The sequence below is a fragment of the Mycobacteriales bacterium genome, assembly GCA_035504215.1.
In the GTDB taxonomy this organism is placed as follows: domain Bacteria; phylum Actinomycetota; class Actinomycetes; order JAFAQI01; family JAFAQI01; genus DATAUK01.
Genome location: DATJSI010000032.1, coordinates 1 through 23,083 on the forward strand (window position 1 = coordinate 1; position 23,083 = coordinate 23,083).

15 protein-coding genes are annotated in these 23,083 nt (G+C 70.1%); 8 read left to right on the forward strand and 7 right to left on the reverse strand.

What is annotated here, in order from left to right; all coding sequences use genetic code 11:
• On the forward strand, positions 1–2,182 hold a 2,182-nt coding region (locus tag VME70_03035; protein ID HTW19170.1), incomplete at its 5' end, for an Ig-like domain-containing protein.
• Positions 2,179–3,759, forward strand: a complete 1,581-nt coding sequence (locus VME70_03040; GenBank protein HTW19171.1) for a GGDEF domain-containing protein — start codon at positions 2,179–2,181, stop codon at positions 3,757–3,759. The genes VME70_03035 and VME70_03040, both read left to right, overlap by 4 nt.
• Here VME70_03040 and VME70_03045 read toward each other — a convergent pair.
• The gene (locus tag VME70_03045; protein ID HTW19172.1) at positions 3,705–7,895 is read right to left on the reverse strand and encodes an FtsK/SpoIIIE domain-containing protein; all 4,191 of its coding nucleotides are present in this window, start codon (positions 7,893–7,895) and stop codon (positions 3,705–3,707) included. The genes VME70_03040 and VME70_03045 overlap by 55 nt on opposite strands.
• Before the next feature lie 172 nt (positions 7,896–8,067).
• On the opposite strand from VME70_03045, the gene VME70_03050 reads away from it, so the two are divergent.
• A complete protein-coding gene (locus tag VME70_03050) occupies positions 8,068–9,711 on the forward strand; it encodes a hypothetical protein (GenBank protein ID HTW19173.1) in 1,644 nt (547 codons plus the stop codon).
• A 13-nt stretch (positions 9,712–9,724) separates the two neighbouring features.
• On the opposite strand, the gene VME70_03055 is transcribed toward VME70_03050, so the two are convergent.
• A complete protein-coding gene (locus VME70_03055; GenBank protein ID HTW19174.1) occupies positions 9,725–10,174 on the reverse strand; it encodes a DUF1707 domain-containing protein in 450 nt (149 codons plus the stop codon).
• Between the two features lie 14 nt (positions 10,175–10,188).
• On the reverse strand, positions 10,189–10,470 hold the full coding sequence (locus VME70_03060) for a PspC domain-containing protein (GenBank protein HTW19175.1): 282 nt from the start codon (positions 10,468–10,470) through the stop codon (positions 10,189–10,191).
• 128 nt (positions 10,471–10,598) lie between these two features.
• On the opposite strand from VME70_03060, the gene VME70_03065 reads away from it, so the two are divergent.
• Together VME70_03065 and VME70_03070 are read left to right on the forward strand one after the other, a co-directional pair.
• Entirely contained in the window at positions 10,599–11,918 is a 1,320-nt protein-coding gene (locus VME70_03065) for a PspC domain-containing protein (protein ID HTW19176.1), read from the forward strand.
• Complete coding sequence (locus VME70_03070) at positions 11,915–12,583, forward strand: response regulator transcription factor (GenBank protein HTW19177.1); 669 nt, start codon at positions 11,915–11,917, stop codon at positions 12,581–12,583. The genes VME70_03065 and VME70_03070 overlap by 4 nt, the downstream gene beginning before the upstream one ends.
• 99 nt (positions 12,584–12,682) lie before the next feature.
• Here the strand turns inward: VME70_03070 and VME70_03075 are convergent, their stop codons facing one another.
• Positions 12,683–14,722, reverse strand: a complete 2,040-nt coding sequence (locus VME70_03075; GenBank protein ID HTW19178.1) for a S53 family peptidase — start codon at positions 14,720–14,722, stop codon at positions 12,683–12,685.
• A 320-nt stretch (positions 14,723–15,042) separates the two neighbouring features.
• Between VME70_03075 and VME70_03080 the strand changes: the two genes are divergently transcribed.
• A complete protein-coding gene (locus tag VME70_03080; GenBank protein HTW19179.1) occupies positions 15,043–16,413 on the forward strand; it encodes an aminotransferase class V-fold PLP-dependent enzyme in 1,371 nt (456 codons plus the stop codon).
• A 7-nt stretch (positions 16,414–16,420) separates the two neighbouring features.
• Here VME70_03080 and VME70_03085 read toward each other — a convergent pair whose 3' ends face one another.
• Positions 16,421–17,812, reverse strand: a complete 1,392-nt coding sequence (locus tag VME70_03085; protein ID HTW19180.1) for an NAD-dependent succinate-semialdehyde dehydrogenase — start codon at positions 17,810–17,812, stop codon at positions 16,421–16,423.
• Positions 17,813–17,958: 146 nt separating this feature from the next.
• Between VME70_03085 and VME70_03090 the strand changes: the two genes are divergently transcribed.
• Complete coding sequence (locus VME70_03090) at positions 17,959–18,570, forward strand: GNAT family protein (GenBank protein ID HTW19181.1); 612 nt, start codon at positions 17,959–17,961, stop codon at positions 18,568–18,570.
• Here VME70_03090 and VME70_03095 read toward each other — a convergent pair.
• Complete coding sequence (locus VME70_03095; GenBank protein ID HTW19182.1) at positions 18,558–19,571, reverse strand: acetamidase/formamidase family protein; 1,014 nt, start codon at positions 19,569–19,571, stop codon at positions 18,558–18,560. The genes VME70_03090 and VME70_03095 overlap by 13 nt on opposite strands.
• 73 nt (positions 19,572–19,644) lie before the next feature.
• Complete coding sequence (locus VME70_03100; protein ID HTW19183.1) at positions 19,645–20,226, reverse strand: GNAT family N-acetyltransferase; 582 nt, start codon at positions 20,224–20,226, stop codon at positions 19,645–19,647.
• 167 nt (positions 20,227–20,393) lie between these two features.
• On the opposite strand from VME70_03100, the gene VME70_03105 reads away from it, so the two are divergent.
• On the forward strand, positions 20,394–23,024 hold the full coding sequence (locus VME70_03105) for a calcium-binding protein (GenBank protein ID HTW19184.1): 2,631 nt from the start codon (positions 20,394–20,396) through the stop codon (positions 23,022–23,024).
• The last annotated feature ends 59 nt before the right edge of the window (positions 23,025–23,083 follow it).

Consider the following 23,083-nt stretch of genomic DNA (forward strand, 5'->3'; position numbering starts at 1 on the left):
CACCTACACGCTGGTGGTCACGGCCACCGACCCGGCGGGCAACGCGACCTCCACCACCGTGACCTGGGTTCGCGACACGACGCCGCCGCCGGCACCGACGGTGACCCTGACGGTTCCGGCATCGTCACCCGGCAACGACACGTCGCCGCAGTTCAGCGTTACCGACAGCGAGTCAGGCGACAGCTACTCGTGCTCGGTGACCGGACCGACGTCGGTGCCGAACGCGGCGATCACCTGTGGAGCCACGACGACGGTGGTCCTCAGTGGACCGGGTCGCGATGGTGTCTACACCTTGTCCGTGACCGCGACCGACGCGGCCGGGAACGTCAGCCAGGCCGGCACCGCGACCTACACGCTGGACACGACGCCGCCGCCGGCCCCCACCGTAACGCTGTCGAACCCCGCATCCTCACCCGGAAATGTCACGTCGCCGCAGTTCTCGGTGTCGGACAGCGAGTCCGGGGTGAGCTTCACGTGCAGCGTGACCGGCGCGACCACGGTTCCGAGCTCGGCGATCAGCTGCGGTGCTACGACTACCGTCAACCTGTCGGGCAGCGGTCGAGACGGCACCTACATCCTGTCCGTGACTGCAACAGATGTGGCCGGCAACACCAGCGTCGCCGCAGGCACAGCCACCTACATCCTGGACACCACCCCGCCGCCGGTTCCCGTCGTTCTCCTCGCGACACCCACCTCGTCACCAGGAAACGTCGTAACTCCGCAGTTCCTCGTCACGGACACCGAGCCGGGCGTGAAGCTGAGCTGTTCGATGACCGGCGCGACGACCGTGCCGCAGTCGGCCATCGCCTGTGGCGCGACGACTGCGGTCGACCTGTCGGGCACTGGTCGAGACGGCACCTACACGTTGTCGGTCACCGCTACGGACGAGGCCGGCAACACGAGCCAGGCGGGCACCGCGACGTACGTCCTCGACACGACGCCTCCCGAGCCGCCGATGGTGGGGCTGGCGAGCGCGACCCGGTCGAGCAGCAAGACGCCGTTGTGGACCTGGCAGTTCGGCTTCAACGACCTCGCGACCAACCTCGACACCGCGACCTGCACCGTGACCGGACCACGGCTGTGGTCGAGCACGACGACGGACTGCGGGCATCACTTCTCGACCCTGCTGGACGGCGGTGACGGTCCCTATGTCCTGACCGTCACGTTGACCGACGAGGCGGGAAACTCGGCGAGTGCGGTGTCACCGACGTACACCCTTGACAGCACCGCGCCGGCCGGGCCGACCGTCTTCCTGCTGCACCCGTCGAGCGGCGCCGGGCTGAGCCGGCACCCGGTGTGGTCGGTCTCCGGCCCGTCCGGCGTCACGTTCATGTGCACCTTGCGTGAGGGCGGCGACCACGGCACGGTCGTCTCGCCCGAGGCGGTCTGCCCGAACCCGACGACGTACAGCCTCACCGGGATGTCGGACGGGCTGTTCACCCTCGAGGTCGTCGCGGTCGACGCGGCTCAGAACGTCAGCTTCCCGGCCTGGTCGTCCTACGCGCTGGTCCCGAGCGCGCCACGGGTAAGCGCTCCGAGCGGGGAGAGCGTCACCGCAGTCTGGAGCGTCGCCGGCAACCCGAGCGACTCGTTCCTCTGCACCTTGCTGCACGACGGCCGCGTGGTCTCGGCACAGCGCGGCTGCGGTGCGCATCCGACGTACGACATGACCCACCTCGCACCGGGTGACTACACGCTGTCCGTCGTCCAGGTTGGCGCCGAACACGTCCAGAGCGCACCGGGAACGGCGAACTGGTTCTGGGCCGGCGTTCCGCCGCACGGTCCGGGTGGCACACCGGGCGGCAACCAGAACAACGGCCATCACCCGACGGGCACCAAGACCCCCGGCGGTGGCAACCCGCTGACCAAGCTCCCTGGGGTCGTGCGCAAGCAGCTGCAGAAGCTGCGCAAGGACGTGACCTCGGTCCCGTTCGTCCACCCCTTGGTCCACCCGAACCGGATCACCGATGACATCGTCGGCGCGGTCCACGGCGCCCTCCGCTCGATCAGCTCCGCCGGCGGGGGCACCGGTTTCCCGCTCCTGCTCATCGCGGTCGTCCTGGTCTTCCTGGTGGTCCAGAACCGGATCGACCGCCGGGATCCAAAACTTGCCCTGGCGTCGGTTGCTGCCGATGACACGGTGGAGTTCCAACCACCGCCGAGCCGAAGGGACCGGCCATGATGGCCGCCGCGCAGCGCTCCAGCGACCTCGTGCCGCTCCGGGAGCGTCTGCTCTACCTGCGCGTGCTGCGCGCCGTCCTCGCGGCGATGACCGTGCTGGATGCCGCGCTCATCCCGCAGCCGCTCCAGCGGTCCTTCATGTTCATTGCGAGCGTCGCACTCGGCTATCTCCTGCTTTCCTGGCTGATCGAGGGCCTGTGGCGGCTGCTCGACAGCCCGGGCCTGTGGCTGTTCGGAGTGCTGCTCATCATCGACGGCATCTACCTGGCCTCGGCGACCTACTTCACCGGTGGGACCGACGGCCCGGTGCGCTATCTGGTGCTCGTCTACCTCGCTGCCGTCACCCTCCTCGCGTCGTACCGCACCGGCCTGAAGGTCGCGCTTTGGCAGTCGCTGATGCTGCTGTCGGTCTTCTATGCCCAGAAGGACGGCATTCTCGCGAGCATCGGCAACACGGCGGCGACGAACGCCGCGTGGTACCGCATGGTGGCCTTCATCTTCGCCCTGTGGACGCTGACGTTGACGACCGCGACGCTGGCCGCAGTCAACGAACGCGAGCTGCGCCGCCGTCGCTTCGAGCTCGAGCAGCTGGCCCAGATGGGTCGCGACCTCGAAGAGGCGAACGACCCCTTGTCCATCGGCGACGTGCTGATCGATGCCCTCGCCGACACCTTCGGGTTCCGCCGGATGGCGTTGTTCGAGGTCACCGATCACGGCCCGCGGATGCTGACCGCGCACGGCCTGGTCGACGCGGTCGTCGCGGACTTCAGCCTCGGTGACAACTCGGTCCTGCGCCTGGTGAACGACCGCCGGCAGACGATGCTCGTCTCGAACGTCGACGAGACCGTTGACCCCTGGCTCGCGGCAGTGATGCCGGACGCGCGGAACCTCGCGATCGTTCCGCTGGTCGCCGACGGGGTGGTCGCCGTACTCGTCGCGGAGACCGGCGACCGGTCGGGCGCGCGGATCGAGCGGCGCATCATCGCAACGACCGAGCGGTACGCGGGTCACGCCGCGCTCGCGATCCGCAACGCGAACCTGCTCGCTCGGGTGCAGCAGATGGCGGTGACCGACGGGCTCACCGAGCTTGCGAACCGCCGGGCATTCGACCGCTCGCTGGATCGCGAGCTCAACCGCGCGGCACGTACCGACGGCCGGCTCTCGGTCGTCCTGCTCGACATCGACCACTTCAAGCTGCTCAACGACAACCACGGCCATGTCGTCGGTGACTCGGTGCTGCGCCAGATCGCGCGCTCGCTCGAGCTGTGCGGACGCGAGTACGACACCATCGCCCGTTACGGCGGCGAGGAGTTCGCGGCCGTGTTGCCGGGCTGCTCGTCCGGGCTCGCGCTGCAGGTCGCCGAGCGGCTGCGGCTCGCGGTCCAGGACGCGCCGACGGACGTCAAGGTGACGGCCAGCGCAGGCGTTGCCACCTACCCGTACGACGGGATCGACGCGTCCGGCCTGCTGAGCGCGGCCGACCGGGCGCTCTACGCCTCGAAGCGGTCCGGGCGCAACCGGGTTCACTCCGCCGAGCAGGCTCGGGCCGCCGAGGTCCGGGTGCCCGCCGCCGGCTGATCGGGCCGCGGGTCGAGGGCGGCCAGCTGGAGGCCGACTGCCCGGCCCCGCTGGAGCAGCCACCCTCGCCCGGGCGGGTCGTCCCCGCCTGATGCCGGTGGCAGCCGGGCGCCGAACAGGTCGGCGTCGTGCGGGCCCATCGGGCAGAGCAGCAGGCCGCACCGGCGTCGCCTGGCCTGGGCGACCGGCCCGCGGAAGGCCACTGCCATCGCCTCGGTGATCCCGGCAAGGACGATCACCTGCTCAGGGTCGGCGGCTGAGGAGATCCATCGCTCGATGTGGGCTCGCAACGCTTCGTTCTCGAGTCGGTCGACATCGTCGACCAGGAGGTGTGGACGCCGGCCGGAGCCGGTCGCGGCATCGATGCGTGCAATCGGGTCCGGGTCGTCCATCGGGAGCGGGATCACCTCGGGCCGGTCGAGCACCGGCGAGCCGGCGGGTGCACACACGATCACCGGACGGTCCGGCAGCTGCGCCGCGATCAGCGCGAGTGCGCTGCTGCGCCCGGCGCCGGGCGGCCCGGCGACCAGGAAGCCCGCGCCGAGCTCGGCGGGCCGCAGGCAGACCGCTGCGAGGTCACCGGCGCGCACGCCGAGGCCGACCGCCCCGACCGGCGATTGCACGACGGCGAGGGGAAGCCGGTCGGGCAGCGGGTCGAACCGTCGAGCTCCGGATCGCGGCCGAGGCCAGTCGGCGGCCCGGGCGAGGTCGGCGTCGTCGGGTCGCGCGACCTGGATCAGCGCCAGGTCGCTTGCTCGGTAGCCGCGTCCGGGCGGCAGCTCGCGGGGCATGTCGCGCGAGTGCAGTCCGACCAGCGCAAGGTCGCTCGGGTCGGCCGGGCGCAACACGATCCGTTCGGCGCCCGCCGCTGCAAGCCGCCCGGTGAGCCCGGCGCGCTCCGTGGTGGTCACCAGGTGCAGGCCGGCGGCCGGCCCGTCCGCCGCCAGCCTGAGCAGCCGATCGGCGATCCGGCCGGGGTCCCGGCGGTCCGCCGCTGCGCAGACGCTCTCCCACGAGTCGATGAGGAGCATGAGCACCGGCTGGTCCGGGCGCCCGGTGCGGCGCCGCTCCGCGACCGCTGCGCTCAGGTGATCGAGCAGGAGCTCCAGCCGGTCGTGCTCGCGCCCGCTGAGGACGGCGCCGCAGTGCGGCAGAAGGGCGAGATCCGCGAGGTCGCCGGTGGCATCGACCGCCCACAGGTGCAGCTGCTCGGGGGAGCGCCGACCAGTAGCGGCAAGAGCGATCGCCCTGGCCGCCGTGGTCCGCCCGCTGCGCGCGGTGCCGGCGATCACGAGGTTCGACCCGCGGCCCAGGTCGAAGGTGAGGGCTCGCTGCTGGCCCTCGGCGGGTAGGTCGACCAGTCCCCATCGCACCTGCTCCGTGTCGCCCTCGTCGGCATCACCAGCAGCAGCGGAGCCGAGGCTCGCGAGCGGGAGCACCGGCGGCAGAGGCGGGCGCCAAGGCGGCGTCGGCGTACGCAGGTCGAGCTCGGTTGCCAGCTCAGCCGCCGCCGCGACCAGGACGTCGAGGTCGGTGCGGCCGCCTCCTCCTGGCATCGGCACATCCGGTGGGTCTCCGAGCGCGCTTGCCGGCGACAGTGCAACCCGTACGCCGACCGGCTCGCTGCGCACTCCCACCCGAGCGGTGTGCAGCTCTACCGGGGCAGCCGCGCCGACCTTCGCGAACGCGCGACCCGGCGTCGTGGCGCTGATCGCGGCGGCGGCCGGCGAGTCGATGACGTCGCGCGACTCGTTCTCGCCCGCCACCGCGAGACACACCCGGATCCGGGTGTTGGCGCGGATGTCGGCCGAGAGCACTCCCTCGGGTCGTTGAGTGGCCAGGACGAGGTGGACGCCGAGCGACCGGCCCCGCCGCGCGATCCCGATCAGGCCATCGACGAAATCGGGCTGCTCGCCGGCGAGCGTCGCGAACTCGTCGATGACGATCACCAAACGGGTCAGCGGCTCGGCTGCCGAGCCCGTGTCGGCGTACGACGCATAGTCGGTCACGCCGGCGGCAGCCAAGCGTGTTTCGCGCCGGCGCAGCTCCGCGGTCAGGGACAGCAGAGCCCGCCGGGTCGAGTCGGGTTGGAGGTCGGTGATGACGCCGACGGTGTGGGGCAGTTCCGCACACCGACCGAACGTGGCGCCGCCCTTGTGGTCGAGGAGAAGCAGGGAGAGCCGGTCCGGGCCGTTGCGCGCCACCAGGCCGGCGACCAGGGTCAGCAGCAGCTCGCTCTTGCCGGAGCCGGTGGTGCCGGCGATGAGCGCGTGCGGTCCGTCCGCGCACAGGTCGAGGGTGAACGGCCCCGTCGCGGTTCGCCCGAGCGCGACCTGCGTGCTTGCCGGTCGGGCCCACGTGCGGCGCAGGGCGTCGATTGCCGCCCGATGGTCGGAGAGGTTCACCTGGTCCAAATCCGCCCACCGCAGCGAGCTGGGTAGCGAGGTCGACACCGGTGCCGAACCGTCGGACAACGGGGCGAGCAGGCGGGCGATCCGCTCCGCGACATCGGGGCTCACCAGATCGGCGCGGATGTCCGCGACCGTCGTACCGTCCGGTCGTCGCAACGCGGCTCGGCACCGGTCCTGGCTCACCGTCACCACCGTCGCGGTCCGGGCCGGAAGCCAGCCCGGGTCGGCGGCCGACCAGACCAGGCTGGTCCGGTCGCCGCCGAGCTGCTCCAGCACGATTCGGGCCGCCGGGGTCAGGCGGGCCACGCACTCGTCGACGACGACCAGCGTGTGCGGCCGATCCGGTTCGAGGTCGGCAGCGCCGGCGAGCTCTCGCACCCGGGCCGCGATCTGGACGTCGTCGAACCCGACCAGTGCCCGGCTCGCCATGACCGACCTCGTGTGGGGCAGCCACCCGGCCCAGGCCCAGCTCGGCGCGCCGCCGGGCGCGAGGATCACGATCCGTAGGGCGCCCGGCGCGTGCAAGGTGGCGGCTTGCACGACCAAGGAGCGGACCAGACCCCCCGCGGCGCTCGCGCCACATACTCCCAGCGGACCGTCGGCGGCGAGGCGAACGGTCACCGGTACGTCGGTCACTGCCGGCGGCGCCGCACCGGCGACTGTGACCGCGCTGGGCAGCTCGCCGCAGCCGAGCCGCAGGCTCAACGTGTCCTCGTCGTCCATCCCACGGCTCCACAGGAGTGGGCCGCGGCTGGCCGCTACTCGCGCCAGTGTCGCGAGGTCGGGCGCGGCCTCATGCCGCCGTCGACGTTCGGCCTCGATCAGCGCGCCGAGCGTGGCTTTCGCAGCCGCGGTGGTCTCGGCATGCCGGTCGTTGGCTGCCCGGATGGCCCGCTTGCGGTCGCGATGGTCGCTCGCGGCCTGGGCGAGCATCATCACCGGCGACAGCGCGGTGAAGGCCAGGAACTGCCACTGGCGCAATGCCGCGGCGAGCGCGACGCCGCCGGCCAACGGCACCATGGTCGCGAGCCAAGGCACCCGGATGCGCGCGGGTGCGCTCGGCGGGCCGGGGAACTCGATCCGGCCGGGTGCCGGCGGGCGTCGGGGCCGCGGCGCCCGATGCAGGACGGCGGGTCCCTCGCCGGCTCGTGGCCACGACGCGACCCGGAGCCGGGACGTGCCGACATCGACCCAGGCCCCGACGGATAGGTCGACCGACCGGCCGGCGGGAATCGCTACGCCGTCCACCGCCGTGCCGTTCGCCGAGCCGAGCTCCATCAGCGTCGCGGTCACAGCCGGAGACGACCCCGAGACCGTGATCGCCGCGTGGGCTCGGCTGATCGCGGGGTCGGCGATGCCGGCTCGCGCCGGATCGCTGCGGCCGGTCATGCTCCGGCCGATCACCGTTCGTCCGTCAGACAAGGCGATGATGCGACCGGCGTCCGGGCCGCTCGCCACCTCGAGAGCAAGCGCCGCACCGTCGACCACGTTGTCTGGCTGGCCGCCGACGACCGCGACGGTGCCCTCCCACAACCCGCAGTCGATCGCCGCCGCGTCGGGGTCCGGTCGCCGCTCGCCGACCGCGATGGGGGCGCCGGGGTCGGCGCCCACCGCGCGACGCAGCGCCATGAGGACGCCGGCGGCGCAGGTGCCGTCCGGCGCGTCGAGCTCGACGTCGGCACACGCGCCGGTTCGAGCCTCGAGGACGGTTAGCCGCGCGCGCATCCCGGAAACGGTAGGGACGATCGCGGCCGTTCCTCGCCCGCCGTCCACAGGGGGGCGCCATCGAGCGGGACGCACGGTCCTGCCGTCCCGTTTCGTCCGATTGCCCTCTTCAGGACCAAGGACCTGCGACCGAATATGGGGTTAGACGACCGACTATGAGAAGGATCGGCTGATGCGCGTCGTTCGTACTCGTACTGCTGTCCTCGTGCTGGCCCTTGCGCTGGGCACGGCCCCGCTGCTGCCGGCCGGGACCGCCGTCGCCACCACGCCGAACGCGCAGCCCTATCCGATGACCAGCCCGATCACCGGCCTGTCCAGCGCGGCTCAGATGGTGCAGGCGCACGGCCGGCTGTTCGTCTCCAGCGGGCCGAACGGATCTCGGATCGAGGTGCTGTCCGCCGCGGGCACGCGGATCGGGGAGCTCGTGGGTGAGGCCGGTGCCGACGGCATGGTGGCCTCCGCCGACGGCAGCACGCTCTACGTCGCGCTGAACGGCGCGAGCGCGATCGCCGTGATCGACACCGCGACGATGAAGGAGACCGCGCGGTACTCCGTCGACGCGTGCCCGGCCAGCCTGGCGCTGGCCGGCGGCCGGCTCTTCTACTCGTACGGCTGTGACTCCAGCGGTGGGGTGTCGAGCGTCGACCCCGCCACCGGCGGCACGCCGTTCCCAGCTCTGACCGGCAACTACGGTGGCCTGCTGGTCCGTGGAAGCGGCTCGACGCTTGCCGTCGTCGACGCGGTCAACGCGGTGACGACATACACCGCGGCGGCTGACGGCTCGGTGAGCGAGCTGGCGAGTGCGTCCATCGAGACGGCTCCCCGCGACCTTGCGTTTACCGCCGACGGGGACGACGTACTCGTGACGTCGGCGGCGCCGTACCAGATCACCGCGTACGACGCGACCACCATGAACCAGACGGCGACCTACACCGGCGTCGCCTACCCGGAGGCGGTCGCCACCGATCCGAACGGCAACTACGTCGCCGGCGGTTTCGACTCGGGCGCCGCCGCTGCCATCCTCTACGGCGCCACCAGCAAGTCCGTGCTGTGGGAGCGCTACACGACCTCGCCGTTCCCGGAGACCTGGACACCGAACGCGAGCGACGATCACGTGATCCCGCAGACGCTGACCTTCTCGTCAGACGGTTCTCATGTCTACGGCCTCGTGGTCCGTCAGGGCCTGCCGGGCATCTACTTCTTCTCGAGCACGATCGCGCCGAAGAAGACGGCCGTCTCGATCGAGATTCCTGCTGTGCACAGCTACCGCAAGGATCGCACCGTCGTTGCGCTGGTCCCGGGGTCGAACGGCGTACCGGTGAACTTCACGATGACCGAGGCCGGTCAGCTCGTGTCGGCCGGAGTCGTCGACACGAGGTCGGGCGTCGCCCGGCTCACGTTCCAGCCGTTCTACAGCGGCAGCGTGACGGCCATCGTGCCGGGTACGGCGTCGACCTACCCGTCGTCGGTGTCGGCGAAGTACGTCGTGTACTCGAAGACCGTGGTGCGCTTTACCGGCAAGCACACGATGCACCACGGGATCGCGGTCTACCGGAAGTTCCGGCAGATCGGGGTGGAGTTCACCACCCTTCCGCTGCTCGGTGGCCGACCGGCGAGCTACAAGGTCCAGGCCTGGCACAAGGGTCGCTGGTACACCGTCGCTGTCGGCACCGCGTCGGAGCCGCTGGGCGGGCTGAACATCTATCCCTCCGCCCGGCCACCCAAGCACCTGTTGTTGCGCATCCACCTGGTGGCCAAGTCCACGAGCTACAGCCGGGGATCGTCGGCGACCAGCAAGCGGTTCGAGCTGGTCTGATCCGCCGGCTGCATCACCAGTGGCGCCGGCGCCGGAGGTCGTGGCGCAGGAGCAGCACCGCGACGATGACCGCGATCAGCAGCAGACCGTGGTGGAAGGGCCAGAACACCAGGTGGATGACGAGGCTCACGAGCACGACGAGGAGCAGCGCGAACAGCACGTAGTGCACGAGCGGGTGCGAGCGGCGGGGCGGCCGCGCTGACACGGTCTTGCCGGACTCGTCGACCGGAGGCAGATCGAAGAACAGCCCGCCCAGGTCGGACTGCGTCTTGGCCGACATCGCCTGCTCGAGCCGCTCGTTGAACTCCGCCTGGTCGAGCCGGCCGTCGGCGTAGTGCCGCGAGAGCCGGTCGGCGACCTCGGTCCGCTCGGCGTCGGAGACTCTCAGGTCGCCGGCGCTGGTGCGGTAGCCGCGCCGGCCGGCCGGCCCGCGCATCCAGGGTGGCCCGCTTGTCGGGGTCATCGGTCTCCTCGCTTTCAGCTCGTCGTCGTAGGGCGCGGCGGGCGGCCGAAGAAGTCGGCCGCGATCGAGCGGTCGGTTCCCTCCTCGGGGATCAGCAGCCAGCCGGCGACGTACAGCGGGATTCCGGCGCCACCGACGAAGGTCAGGGCGACGAGGGCGATGCGGACCAACGTGACGTCGACCTCGAGGTAGTCGGCGACGCCGACCGCGACGCCGGCGAGCATCCGGTCCATCACCGGGCGCTGGAGCACCCGAGCACGCCAGCCGTCCTGGGGGTTGGGGGTTGTCGTATCCATGGCCCCAGCGTCGGGTGGCGCGAGCCGGCTGCCAATCGGGATCAGCCCGGAACGATCCCTGATCCTTCCGGGTCGGATCGGGGTTGATCCGGATGCGGCCCGAGCCGGATCACGGGCATCATCGAGGAGTGAGCACGGACCATCGCCCGGCGCCGCCCCAGTGGGAGCACTGGCGCGGCCGGCGCCGACACGGCCGCTGGCGGGGTCCCGCCCGCAAGGGGCCGCCGCGCCGCTCGACCGACGATCGCATGCTCGGCGGCGTCGCGGCCGGGCTCTCGGCCTGGACCGGCGTCGACGTGACGATCGTCCGGCTTGCGTTCGTGCTGACGGCGCTCCTGAGCGGCTTCGGTCTGGTGGTCTACGTGGTGGGCTGGCTCGTGCTACCGGCCGGTGACGCCCCGCGGCCGATCGCGCCGGCCGCCCTCGCGGACCGCCGCGGTATCGCTTACGCCGCCGCGCTGTGCTCAGCGCTGCTGGTGGTGCTGTTCACGGCGTCGGCGCTCGGCGTGCACTGGCTGGGCGCCCTGGCCGTGCCCATCGTGATCAGTGCCGGCGGCCTGGTGCTGATCGCCCGGAACAGTACGCCGGAGGAGCAGGCGGGCCTGCGCGTGATCGCGGGTGCAGTCTTCGGCACCGGCCGGCGCCGCGGTCGTTGGGTGCGCGTGATCCGGGTCGTGGCCGCGGTGATCCTGCTCATCAGCGGTCTCGCCACCGTGCTGCACGGCCGTGAGAGCGTGGCCTTGCTGCGCCCGCTCAGCGGGCTGGTCCTGATCCTTGCGGCGGTTCTCGTTCTGCTCGGACCGTGGTGGCTGCGCATCGCTCGCGACCTCGTCCTCGAGCGGCAGGCACGAGCGCGTGCCGAGGAGCGTGCCGACATTGCCGCGCGGGTGCACGACTCCGTGCTCCAGACCCTCGCACTGATCCAGCTGCACTCCGACGACCCGCACCGCGTGATCCAGCTGGCGCGCGCCCAGGAGCGCGAGCTGCGGGCCTGGCTGTTCGACGGCCGTGCCCCGGGCACGATCCCGGACGATGCCCTCACCGTCGCCGCCGGGGTCCGGCTGATCCAGCAGGACGTAGAGGCCGCGCACGGCGTCACGGTGGAGGCGATCACGGTCGGTGACTGCCCGCTCGACGACGGACTGGCTGCGCTGCTTGCTGCGGCCCGCGAGGCGACCGTCAATGCCGCGAAGTGGTCGGGCTGTCCGGCAGTGTCGGTCTTCGCCGAGGTCGAGGCGACGACCGTGTCTGTGTTCGTCCGCGACCGTGGTGCCGGCTTCGATCCCGAAGCGGTGCCCGGTGACCGGAAGGGGGTTGCCGAGTCGATTCGCGGCCGGGTCACCAGGCGCGGCGGTACGGCGATCGTGCGCAGCACGCTCGGCGAGGGCACCGAGGTTTCGCTCGCGATGCCGCGCGCCGCGCGTGATCGCGAGCAGAGCCGGTCGTGACCTCCGGGCCGCCGGCCCGCCGGCGGGTGGTGATCGTCGACGATCATGGCCTGTTCCGCTCCGGCGTGCGGTCGGAGCTCGGCGACCGGGTCGAGGTGGTGGGTGAGGCCGACGACGTCGCCGCGGCGGTCGCGGTGATCGACTCGGCAACGCCGGACGTCGTACTTCTTGATGTCCATCTGCCCTCCGGTGGCGGGCAGGATGTCGTCACCGCTGTGAAGGCGAGGCACCCCGACGTGCGTTTCCTCGCGCTCTCGGCCTCGGATGCACCGGAGGACGTGATCGCGGTCGTGCGAGCAGGAGCCAGGGGCTACGTCACGAAGACGATCTCGGCCGACGACCTGGTCGACGCGATCGAGCGGGTCGCGGCGGGGGAGGCCGTCATCCTGCCGCGGCTCGCGGGCTTCGTGCTCGATGCGTTCGCCGCGGCCCCGACCGAGATCCCGGACCGGGCGGCGTCCGATCCGGAGCTCGACCAGATCACCGCCCGCGAGCGCGAGGTCCTGCGGTTGATCGCCCGCGGCTACACCTACAAGGAGATCGCCCGCGAGCTGTTCATCTCCACCAAGACGGTCGAGAGCCACGTCTCGTCGGTGCTGCGTAAGCTGCAGCTTTCGACCCGCCACCAGCTCACCCGCTGGGCTACCGAGCGCCGTCTGACCTGATCCGACCGGACCGCGGCCGCCGGCCCCGGCGACGGAAAGGGTCGAGGGCGGGCACTGCTTGCGCAGTGCCCGCCCTCGCCTACTTCGAGCGGATCTCTTCTAGAACTTGGAGATCTCCTGGACGAACGATGGTCCAGCCGTTCCCAGACCGGTCAGGCTGTCGAAGCCCGGGGCCGTGGAGAGGGTGACGGGCCGCGTCGCGCAGTTGCCGGTCGCGTCGCAGTACGTCTCGGAACCCTCATAGTCCAGAACTCGGAGGCTGACCACGTAGCCATCCTCGGAGTTCATTGTGTTGGCGTAGTCAACCCGGATGACAGACGCAGCGTCGGCGTTGGCCGGAGGCACGATATCGTTGAATGCGCTCTCGGTCTCGCCGTACGCCTTGTACAGCGTCGGGTTCATGAAGCCCTCGGACACGCCGGATGCCTGGTCGGTGTCAGCGATGACGCCGGCAAGCAGCGGCGAGGCGAGGCTGGTGCCGCCTTCCTTGAACTGGCCGTAGTGTACGCCGTCCCCAAAGGTTTGGGTCAGACCGATGAGCATGCCAGTCTGGGCGTCGCCGTCCATCGAGATATCCGGCTCCACCCGCAGCGGCTGCGGACCGAAGATGTTCTCGTTCCGCAAGGCAAGTGCCGCCGGCACCACGCCAGCCTGGTAATACGGCTGGGTGTAGTAGTAGCTGGTGCCACCGCCACCGCCGGCCTGGAAGGCCAGTGCGCCGGCCGGCGAGGTCGCCGACCCGCAGTTGGTGGTGGAGCTCACGCACAGCGTCTGCTTCGCGGTCGACCAGCCGTATTCGGCCATCCGGGAGTCGTTCGCCCCGACTTCCAGCGACGTCCCACCCACGGCGGTCACGTAGGGGCTGGTCGGCGGGTAGTCCGGAACATTGAGGCCGAAGTCGGCGAAGTTGTCGCCGTCGTCGCCTGACGAGAACAGCACGCTGACGCCGGTCGCTTCGGCCATGACGAACGCGTTGTCGAACGCGGTCTTGGCGTCTGCATCCTCGAGCAGGTCGCCCAGGGTGTCGCCCCAGGAGTCGCTGACCACCGACGCGCCACTGGTGATGGCGGTCGTCAGCGCGGCCAGCAGGCTGCTGTCGAAGCAGTCGTCGGCTCCGACGTACTCGATGTTGGCACCGGGTGCCATCGCGTGCGAGGACTCGACATCGAGCGACTGCTCGTCGTACCAACCGCTCGCCGCGCACTCGTCCTCGTTGCCGACGCTTGCGGGCTCGATGTTGGTGAACTGGCTGGACTTGATCTGGTGAGCCGCGTCGTTCAGCGAGTAGTAGTGCTGAGCGTCCGCGAGCAGCGTCGGCGAGTCGTACGCGTCAACGATCGCGATCGTGACGCCGGAGCCGTCGATGCCGTTCTTGAGATCCTTCTGGATCCCGTAGCCACCCCGCAGCTGGTACGGGCTGTAGCCACAGATGTCGTAAGCGTGGCCGGTGTACGGCGCATACAGCGAGGAGGAGTCAGCCGTGTCCGTCTGCTGCCCCCAGTATGCCGAGCACGGCTTGGGGTTGCGGAAGCCGGTCGGCGGAGCCGGTTCGGAGTCGCTCGACTTCGCGTTGCCGTGTGCGGTCGCCTTGGATACGCGAGAGAGGTCCGGCGTGTTGCGGTACTGGTTCACGCCGACGACACCCGCGACCGTGCCGGACAGCGAGGTCGGGATCGACAGGGTCTTGGTCGCGAGGCGCACCTTGTGCCCCTGCACTTTGTACAGCCCCAGGCCGGTGGCAAATGCCTTCTCGACCTGCTTCGCGGTACCCGAAGCGGGGATGAACAATCGCGTGTTCGCGACCTTGCCCACTGTGAAGCCCTGCTTGCGTAGCCAGCTCTCCGCACGGCTGACCGCAGCGGTGGTCGGGCCGAAGCGGCTCAGCCACTGCGCGTCAGTGATGTAGTGGTGGTACTGCTTGTTGCCAGGGCTCGAGACGGCGCGCGCCAGTGCCCGCTCGGCGGCTGCGTGGCGAACCTGCAGTGTCAGGTCGAACTTGACCCGGCTGCTCGCCGCGATCTTGCCCGCTGGCTTGCTGCGAGCGACCGCCGAACTCATCGAGCCGCGCAAGTCGGCGCGATGCACCGCGCCTGCCGCGGACGCAGTGGGGATGCCCACTGCTGCCACGCTGGCAGACATGGCGAGCCCCGCTGCTCCCAGCGTGACCCATGATCGGGCAGATCTCATGGATGCCTCTCCCTCTCCGGCGCTTGACGATGCCGGACGCCGTCCCTTCGCCCGGTTAGCGGGGACCAGGGAAAAATAGACCCCCGGACGTTAGAGGACAATCACCGCTATACGGGTGTTACCGGCGTGGCAGATGAACACATATGTGGCGGCTTATCGGCCGTTGGGGTGAGGGTGCGCGGGTTCCCGCCACAACCGCGGATAACGCTCGGCGGCTAGATTCCGGGATGCCGCCGCGGTGCGCAGCGGCTCCCGAACGAACGGATCCGTTGGTGCACGCCGACTCCGACGACGCCACAGCGGCCGCCCGCGCGCTCGCCGAGTACTGCCTGCACCGGTTGATGATGCGGGCACCGCTGGACCGCCCGCGAACGCCCGAGGAGCTCGCCGACCTGGTCGGACCGACCATCACGCCGGGCGGGATCGGCGCCGGCGAAGCGCTGCGGCTGTGGTCGGACGTCCTTGCGAAGGCCTGCCTTTCGGTCGACCACCCGCGCTACCTGTCCTTCATCCCGAGCGCGCCCACGAAGGCCGCGGCGGGGTTCGACATGCTGGTCGGCGCCTCGAGCGTGTACGGCGGCTCCTGGCTGGAGGGGTCGGGCGCGGTCTACGCCGAGAACCAGGCGCTGCGGTGGCTCGCCGACCTCGCCGGCCTGCCGGCGACGGCCGGCGGCGTCTTCGTCCAGGGCGGCACGGTCGGCAACCTCTCGGCCCTCGTTGCCGCCCGCGAACACGCGTTACGGACGCGCGGCGGGCGGCCGCGACGTTGGGCCGTGTGTGTCACCGCCGAAACGCACTCGTCCGTGCGGCACGAGCTCGAGGTCGTCATGGACGTCGATGTCGTCGACGTGCCCGGCGACGATCGAGGGCGTCTCGTGGGCGCCGCTCTGGCGCAGACCGTGCGGGGCCTGCGCCCAGAGGTCCGCGACGGGATCTTTGCGGTTGTGGCGACCGCAGGCTCGACCAACCTCGGCATCGTCGACGACATCGCCGGCATCGCGGACGTCGCGCGCGACCACCAGTGGTGGCTGCACGTCGACGGCGCGTACGGCGGCGCCGGGCTGGCCGCGCCCAGCATCCGCGACCTCTACGCCGGCATCGAGCACGCCGACTCGTTCATCGTCGACCCGCACAAGTGGCTGTTCGCGCCGTTCGACTCGTGCGCACTGCTCTACCGCGATCCGGCGATCGCACGGGCGGCGCACACCCAGCACGCGGGTTACCTCGACCCGATCACGGTCGAGGGCGAATGGAACCCATCTGACTACGCGGTCCAGCTCACCCGCCGCGCACGCGGCCTGCCATTCTGGTACTCCCTCGCCACCCATGGCACCGATGCCTACCGCGACGCGGTGGAGCGCACGCTTGCGGTCACGAGAGCGGGAGCGGAGCTGATCCGTGCCGCCGACCATCTCCGGCTGCTCGTCGAGCCGCAGCTGACCGTGCTCGTGTTCGAACGGGTCGGCTGGCAGCCGGCCGACTACTCGGCCTGGAGCGCCCGGCTGCTCGACGAGCAGGTCGGTTTCGTCGTACCGACGCGGCATGCCGGCCGGACCTGCACCCGGCTCGCGATCGTCAACCCGCTCACGACCGAGGCCGACATCGCGACCGTCGTCGACTCGATGGCGCCCGCGCCCGCCTAGTGGGCGCCTACGCCTCCTGGGCGGGGGCGTGGATCAGCTTCTTGTTGACGAACTCGTCGATGCCGAGCGGGCCGAGCTCCCGGCCGACGCCGGAGCGCTTCGTCCCTCCGAACGGCAGGTCGGCGCCGCCGCCCTCGGGCTCGTTGATCCAGACCATGCCCGTGTCGAGCCGGTCGGCGAGCTCGATGGCGGCCGGGATGTCGGTGCTGTAGATCGCGCCGCCCAACCCGTACGACGAGGAGTTCGAGAGCGCGACCGCCTCGTCCGCACTGGACACCTTGTAGACGACGGCCGCCGGACCGAACAGCTCTTCGTGGTAGGCGCGCATGTCCGGGGTGACATCGGTGAGCACGGTTGCCTCGACGAAGGCACCGGGACCGTCGGGACGGCGGCCGCCGGTGCGCACCGTGGCGCCCTTGCTCACCGCGTCCTCGATCTGCGCCATCAGGTTCTTGGCCGCCTGCTCGGACGAGAGCGGCCCGAAGTTGGTATTCGGGTCGGTCGGGTCACCGGTCTTGAGCTCGGACATCGCTTGGGTGAACAGGTCGACGAACTCGTCGTAGATGTCGTCCATCACGATCATCCGCTTGGCTGCGTTGCAGGATTGGCCCGCGTTCTCCATGCGGGCGGCGACCGCGTCCTGCACGGCCTGCTTGATGTCGTTGGTGCTGAGGAAGATGTAGGCATCAGAGCCGCCGAGCTCGAGGACGACCTTCTTCAGGTTCTGCCCGGCAACTGCGGCAACCGCGGTGCCGGCGCGCTCGCTGCCGGTCACTGACACACCGGCAATTCGCGGGTCGCTGATCATCCGCGCGGCCTGCTCGTTGGAGAGGAAGACGTTGATGTAGGCGTCTGCCGGCAGCCCTGCATCGTGGAAGACCTGCTCCATCGCGAGCGCCGACTCCGGGCACTGCGGCGCATGCTTGAGCACGACCGTGTTCCCGATCATGAGGTTCGGAGCGGCGAAGCGGGCGACCTGGTAGTAGGGGAAGTTCCACGGCATGATGCCGAGGATCGGCCCGATCGGCGACTTGCGGACCCACGCCTCGCCCGGCGTCTCCGAAGGCAGCGGCTCGTCCTTCAGGAGGTCGGCGGCGTTGTTCGCGTAGTAGCGGTAGATCTCGGCGACGAAGTCCACCTCGCCGAGCGCGTCCGCGGTCGTCTTGCCCATCTCCCGCGTGATGAGCAGCGCGAGCGCTTCGCGACGCTCCTCGTAGAGGTCGGCGACCCGGTTCACGATCGCGGCGCGGTCAGCCATGGCACTGGTCCGCCACGATCCGAACGCGCTGTGCGCGCGTGCGAGTACGTCGTCGACCTCTGCGTCGGTCGCGGTCGGGAACTCGCTCTCCGTCTCGCCCGTCGCCGGGTTGACGACCTTGTACTCCACTGTTGCGGTCATAGCCACAACCCCCTTGTCACCGTGCCGTCGTTCCGGCTGCCAACACTTGCCGTCGCCCTTCGGGCGTACCCCTCACAACGCTACCCACCATGATCAACCCTCATCATGGACGGGTGCTGAGCCCGATCACCTTGTCCGGTTCTGTCGTGACGCTCGAACCCCTCGACCTGAGTCATGTCGAGGGGTTGGCCGCTGCCGCCGCCCAGGACCGGGCGGCCTACGGCTTCACCTGGGTGCCGACTGGCCCGGCGGACACGCGCGGATACGTCGAGGCGGCACTGATCGGGCAGGCGACCGGGACGTCCGTGCCGTTCGCCGTTCGCCGGTGCTCCGACGGTGCGCTGGTCGGCTCGACCCGGTTCCTCGACCTCGCCGTGTTCGCCTCGACCGGGGCCTGGGTGCCCGGGCTGCCGGGGCCGGAGCCGTCCGACCAGAGCCCACCGACGGTCGCGGAGATCGGAAGCACGTGGTACTCCGCCGACGCGCAACGTACCGGCGTCAACACCGACTGCAAGCTCCTGATGTTGACCCACGCCTTCGAGGTCTGGTGCTGCAAGCGGGTGACGCTCAAGACCGACGCGCGAAATGCACGCTCGCGCGCCGCGATCGAGCGGCTGGGCGCCTGCTTCGACGGTGTCCTGCGCGCGCACTCCCCGGCAAGCGACGGTGGCCTGAGGGATACGGCTTACTACTCGATCCTCGACGCGGAGTGGGGGTCGGTCCGAGCCCGGCTCGCCGCTCGTGCTCAGCTGCGATAGGTCGCGGCCATCGCGCGCATTCGTTGATGCGCGTCGTCGAACACCGGACGCGGAGGGAGGTAGCGCTTCGCCACCTTTGCCACCGACGTGTAGTTGGTGTCGACGACGTTGGCGAGCGGTGACTCGACGACCTGTGAAAGCAGCTGGTAGGCGTCCATCTGGTGCAGGCCGAACGCGGAACAGGCCCACGAGACGAGATCGGCCTGCGCGATGCGGAACGCGTCCTCGAGCGGTCGGGCCGATCCGACGCTCATCAGATGCGTGTCGGACTCGATCCGCGGGGTGGGGCACGGCCGGCCCTTGATGAGGTCGACTACGACGACCGTGTCCATCGCGCACTCGGCGGCGACTCCGCAGGTCTCGCCCTCGCCCTGTCGGGCGTGGCCGTCCCCGAGGGAGAACAGCGCGCCTTCGACATTGACGCCGAGATAGCAGGTCACGCCCTCGGTCATCTCGGGCGTGTCCATGTTGCCGCCGAAGACGTCGGGCACCAACGCCGATCGGGCCTCGAGGTTGGGCGGCGCGACGCCGACCGTTCCGTGCATGACGGACATCGGTACGTCGACCGTCCAGTCACCGAAGCGCGACTCGAACCGGCAGAGGTTGCGGCTCCGATCCAGCTGCCAGATCCAGACGATCTCCGGCAGCGCTTCCTGCAGGGTCGCGGTCGCGTGGGTGCTCGTGAGCGCGCCGAACAGCGGAACCGTCGTGGATGCGGCCCAGTCGCGAGCCGGCCGGATGGAGACGAAGTGGACTGCCAGCGTATCGCCCGGCTCGGCGCCCTCGATGTAGAACGGACCGGTCTGCGGGTTGATGAACGGGAACTCGCAGACCTCCGACACCAGGTCGCCCTCGCTGCGCACCCGACCGGCGAAGCAGTCCTCGGTGAACAGCTCGAGGATCGTGCCCGGAGCCACCCTCGCGACCGGCGCCACCCCGCCGAAGGTCCAGGCGTACTCGCCCTCGGCCGGGCGGTAGGACAACACTCTCGGGTCACTCATCGAGCGGCCTTGGCGGGCGCGGCTGTCCGCGCCGGTCGGTTTCTCAATCTGAGGCCTCCCCGAGCGCTGCGGTTCACCACAGCTTGTCGACGTCGCCAGGATGCAGGGCGATCCGCGCGTTGTCGAAGTCCGTCGCGTGCGCGAGAGCACGAGCGGAGAACAACGCACCCATCGTCACCTTGTCGAACCCGGCCTGGTCACTGGGGAACGGAGCTTCCGGCGTGCCGCCGATGACGACGGTGCCCGGCAGCACCCGCCACCCGGCTCGCTCGTAGAACGCCTGCAGCGGACGGTCACAGGTGAAGATGCCGAGATCGATGCCTCCGGCCGCCAGGGCGTCGTGCGCCGCGGTCACGAGGCGCTCGCCGTAGCCCCGGTGCCGGAACCGAGTCGGTGTCACCACCGCGCTGAGCCCGGAAGCGGCGTAGCGCCGGCCGAGATGCTCGATGCCCTTCGACAGCACCGTCAGGGCCGAGACCACGACGTCCCCGTCGAGCAGCAGCATCGCCAGGGGAGACAGCTGCGGGTCGTGCCCGGCCTCGACGGCCGAGCCGGCATCGGCAGGGTCGGCCGGCCAGGCCTCGCGGCTGGCGGCCACCACCTGTGCCCTAAACGCAGCAGGCAGCTCGGCCTCGTTGATCGAGAGCACCCGCATCGTTGCAGTACAGCAGTGACCGTCGTGTTGGCCGCCTGGTGCACCCGCTGCGACCAACCGGCGCAAGCCTCTGGGCATCCGGGGGGTCTGCGGGACGATCGCTCGATGTCAACCTCGGCCGGCTGCCCGGCGTTGAGGTGGCAAAGGATCGTTCGAAGGGGTGTCCGATGTCTGCATGGTCCCGCCGGCGCAGCGCGCGCCGAGTTCTCGCCGTAGCCGCAAGCGCCGGGCTGGTGATCGGCGTGTGGGTCGCGCCACCGGCGAGCGCTGCGTCCGCGGGCGCCCGCTCCGGCTCGCTGTTCTGCTTCGGCCACAAGGCGACGATCGTCGGCACCGCGAAGGATGACGACATCCTGGGTACGCCGGGCAACGACGTCATCGTCGGGCTCGGCGGCAACGACACCATCAACGGCGGCGGCGGCAACGACCTCATCTGCGGCGGGCCCGGCGACGACGTGATCCTGGGTGGCCGCGGCAACGACAAGATCAGCGGCGGCCCGGGCAACGACCAGCTCAACGGCCAAGGTGGCAACGACACCCTGGTCGGCGGCGCGGGCAACGACAGCCTGATCGGTGGGCGCGGCCGAGACGTGCTCAACGGTGGTGACGGTGACGACAACATCTCCGGTGGCAACGCCCGCGACGTCATCGACGGCGGAGCGGGCAACGACTACATCCAGGGTGGTGCCGGTCCCGACACGATCAACGGAGGCGACGGCAACGACGTCATCAACGGGGACACCGGCGCGGATCAGCTCCTCGGCGGCAACGGCAACGACAACATCGCCGGCGGATCGGGCGACGACATCCTGCATGGCGGGGCGGGCAACGACCGCTTGAGCGGCGGCACGGGGAGCGATCAGCTCTTCGGCGAAGCGGGCAACGACGTTCTCTTCGGTGGCGGAGGGTCCGATCACCTCTCGGGTGGCGATGGGAACGACGTACTCGCGGGTGGATCCCCATTCCGCTTCCGGAATGCCGTGCCGAAGGGCACGGACGTGCTCGACGGCGGTGCGGGCACGGACAAGATCACGTTGTACCGGCCGTTCATGAAGGACCGCTCGGGCATCACCGTGAACCTCTCGACCGGGATCGAGAAGGGCGACGGCTCGGAGACGTTCACGAACATCGAGTCGGCGGTCGTCTTCAGCAACAACGACAACGTCTTGGTCGGAAACGACGCGGACAACATGTTCTTCTCGCCGTTCGGCACCAACATCGAACAGGGTGGCGGGGGCAATGACAGGTTCGACACCGAGGACGGGAAGTACGCGATCGATGGCGGTACGGGCGAGAACACGATCAGCTTCGCGCGCGCATTCGGCCGCAACGGTGGGGTCACGGTGGACCTCCGGCTCGGCATCGCCCACTCGGTCCACTACGACATGTTCACCAACATCCAGAACGTGGTCGGCTCCCAGGGCAACGACATCATCACCGGCGACGACGCCGACAACGTCCTTCGCGGTCTCGGTGGCAACGACATCATCGATGGCCAAGGCGGCAACGACCGGATCTACGGCGGCTATGGAAACGACACGCTGACCGGTGGTGCCGGCGACGACCTGATCGACGGCGCCGACCCGACCGAACCACGCTCGAACATCGGGTACGAGGACCAGGTCACCTACGAGGACGCCCCGGGGCCGGTCACGATCGACCTGATGACCGGCACCGCGACCGGATGGGGCAACGACACGATCGAGAACGTCCTCGACGCCTCCGGGTCGCTGTACGACGACACGATCATCGGCAACAACGACAACAACGACCTGTCCGGCAGCCTCGGCAACGACACCATCGACGGCATGGGCGGCAACGACATCATCGTGGGCGGCCCCGCCGACGACACGCTCGACGGCGGCGATGGCATTGACGAGGTCAGCTACAAGAGCTCGGCGTCGCCGGTCAACGTGGACCTCGAGACCGGGGTGGCGACCGGGCAGGGCAACGACACGCTGGCGAACTTCGAGGACATCCGCGGCTCGATCTTCGACGACACCCTGACCGGCAACGACGAGGACAACCGGATCCACGGCGGCCCCGGCGACGACACGATCAACGGGCTCGGCGGCGATGACCTCATCACTGACATCTCGGGGAACGACACGATCGACGGCGGAGACGGCAACGACGTCATCTACTCCGGTCCGGGCGACGACACGGTCACCGGTGGCGAGGGCGACGACACGTTCTACGACGGTCCCGGAGCCGACTCCTACGACGGCGGCGATGGATCCGACACGATCGTCGACTCCTCGTCGCCCGTTGCGATCAACGCGAACCTCGAGACCGGCGTAATCGTCGGGCAGGACACGGACACGGTGGCCAACGTCGAGAACGTCATCGGCACCGAGTTCAACGACGTCATCACGGGCAACGACAGCGACAACCTGCTGAACGGCGGCGCCGGTCGAGACGAGCTGTTCGGCAACGGCGGGGACGACATGCTGATCGGCGGCCCGGGCGCCGACATCATGGACGGCGGCGATGGGACGGACACCGTCAGCTTCGCCGACTCGCCGAGAGCCGTGAGTGTCGACCTGCGTGATGGCTTCGCCAGGTACGACGGCGGCGACCGGATCGAGAACGTCGAGAACGTGATCGGCTCGTCGTACAACGACGTGATCAACGGTGACGACAACGACAACGTGATCGACGGTGGCCCGGGCGACGACACGCTCTACGGCAACGGCGGCAACGACACGATCAACGGCGGGCCCGGGGTGGACATCATCGATGGCGGTCCCGGCACCGACACGTGCGTCGGCGAGCATGTCGTGAACTGCGAGAGCTGAGCGGCACGGTCTGGTCGTGGACCCGACGCTCCGACGGATAGCGGCGCTCCTCGTGCCCG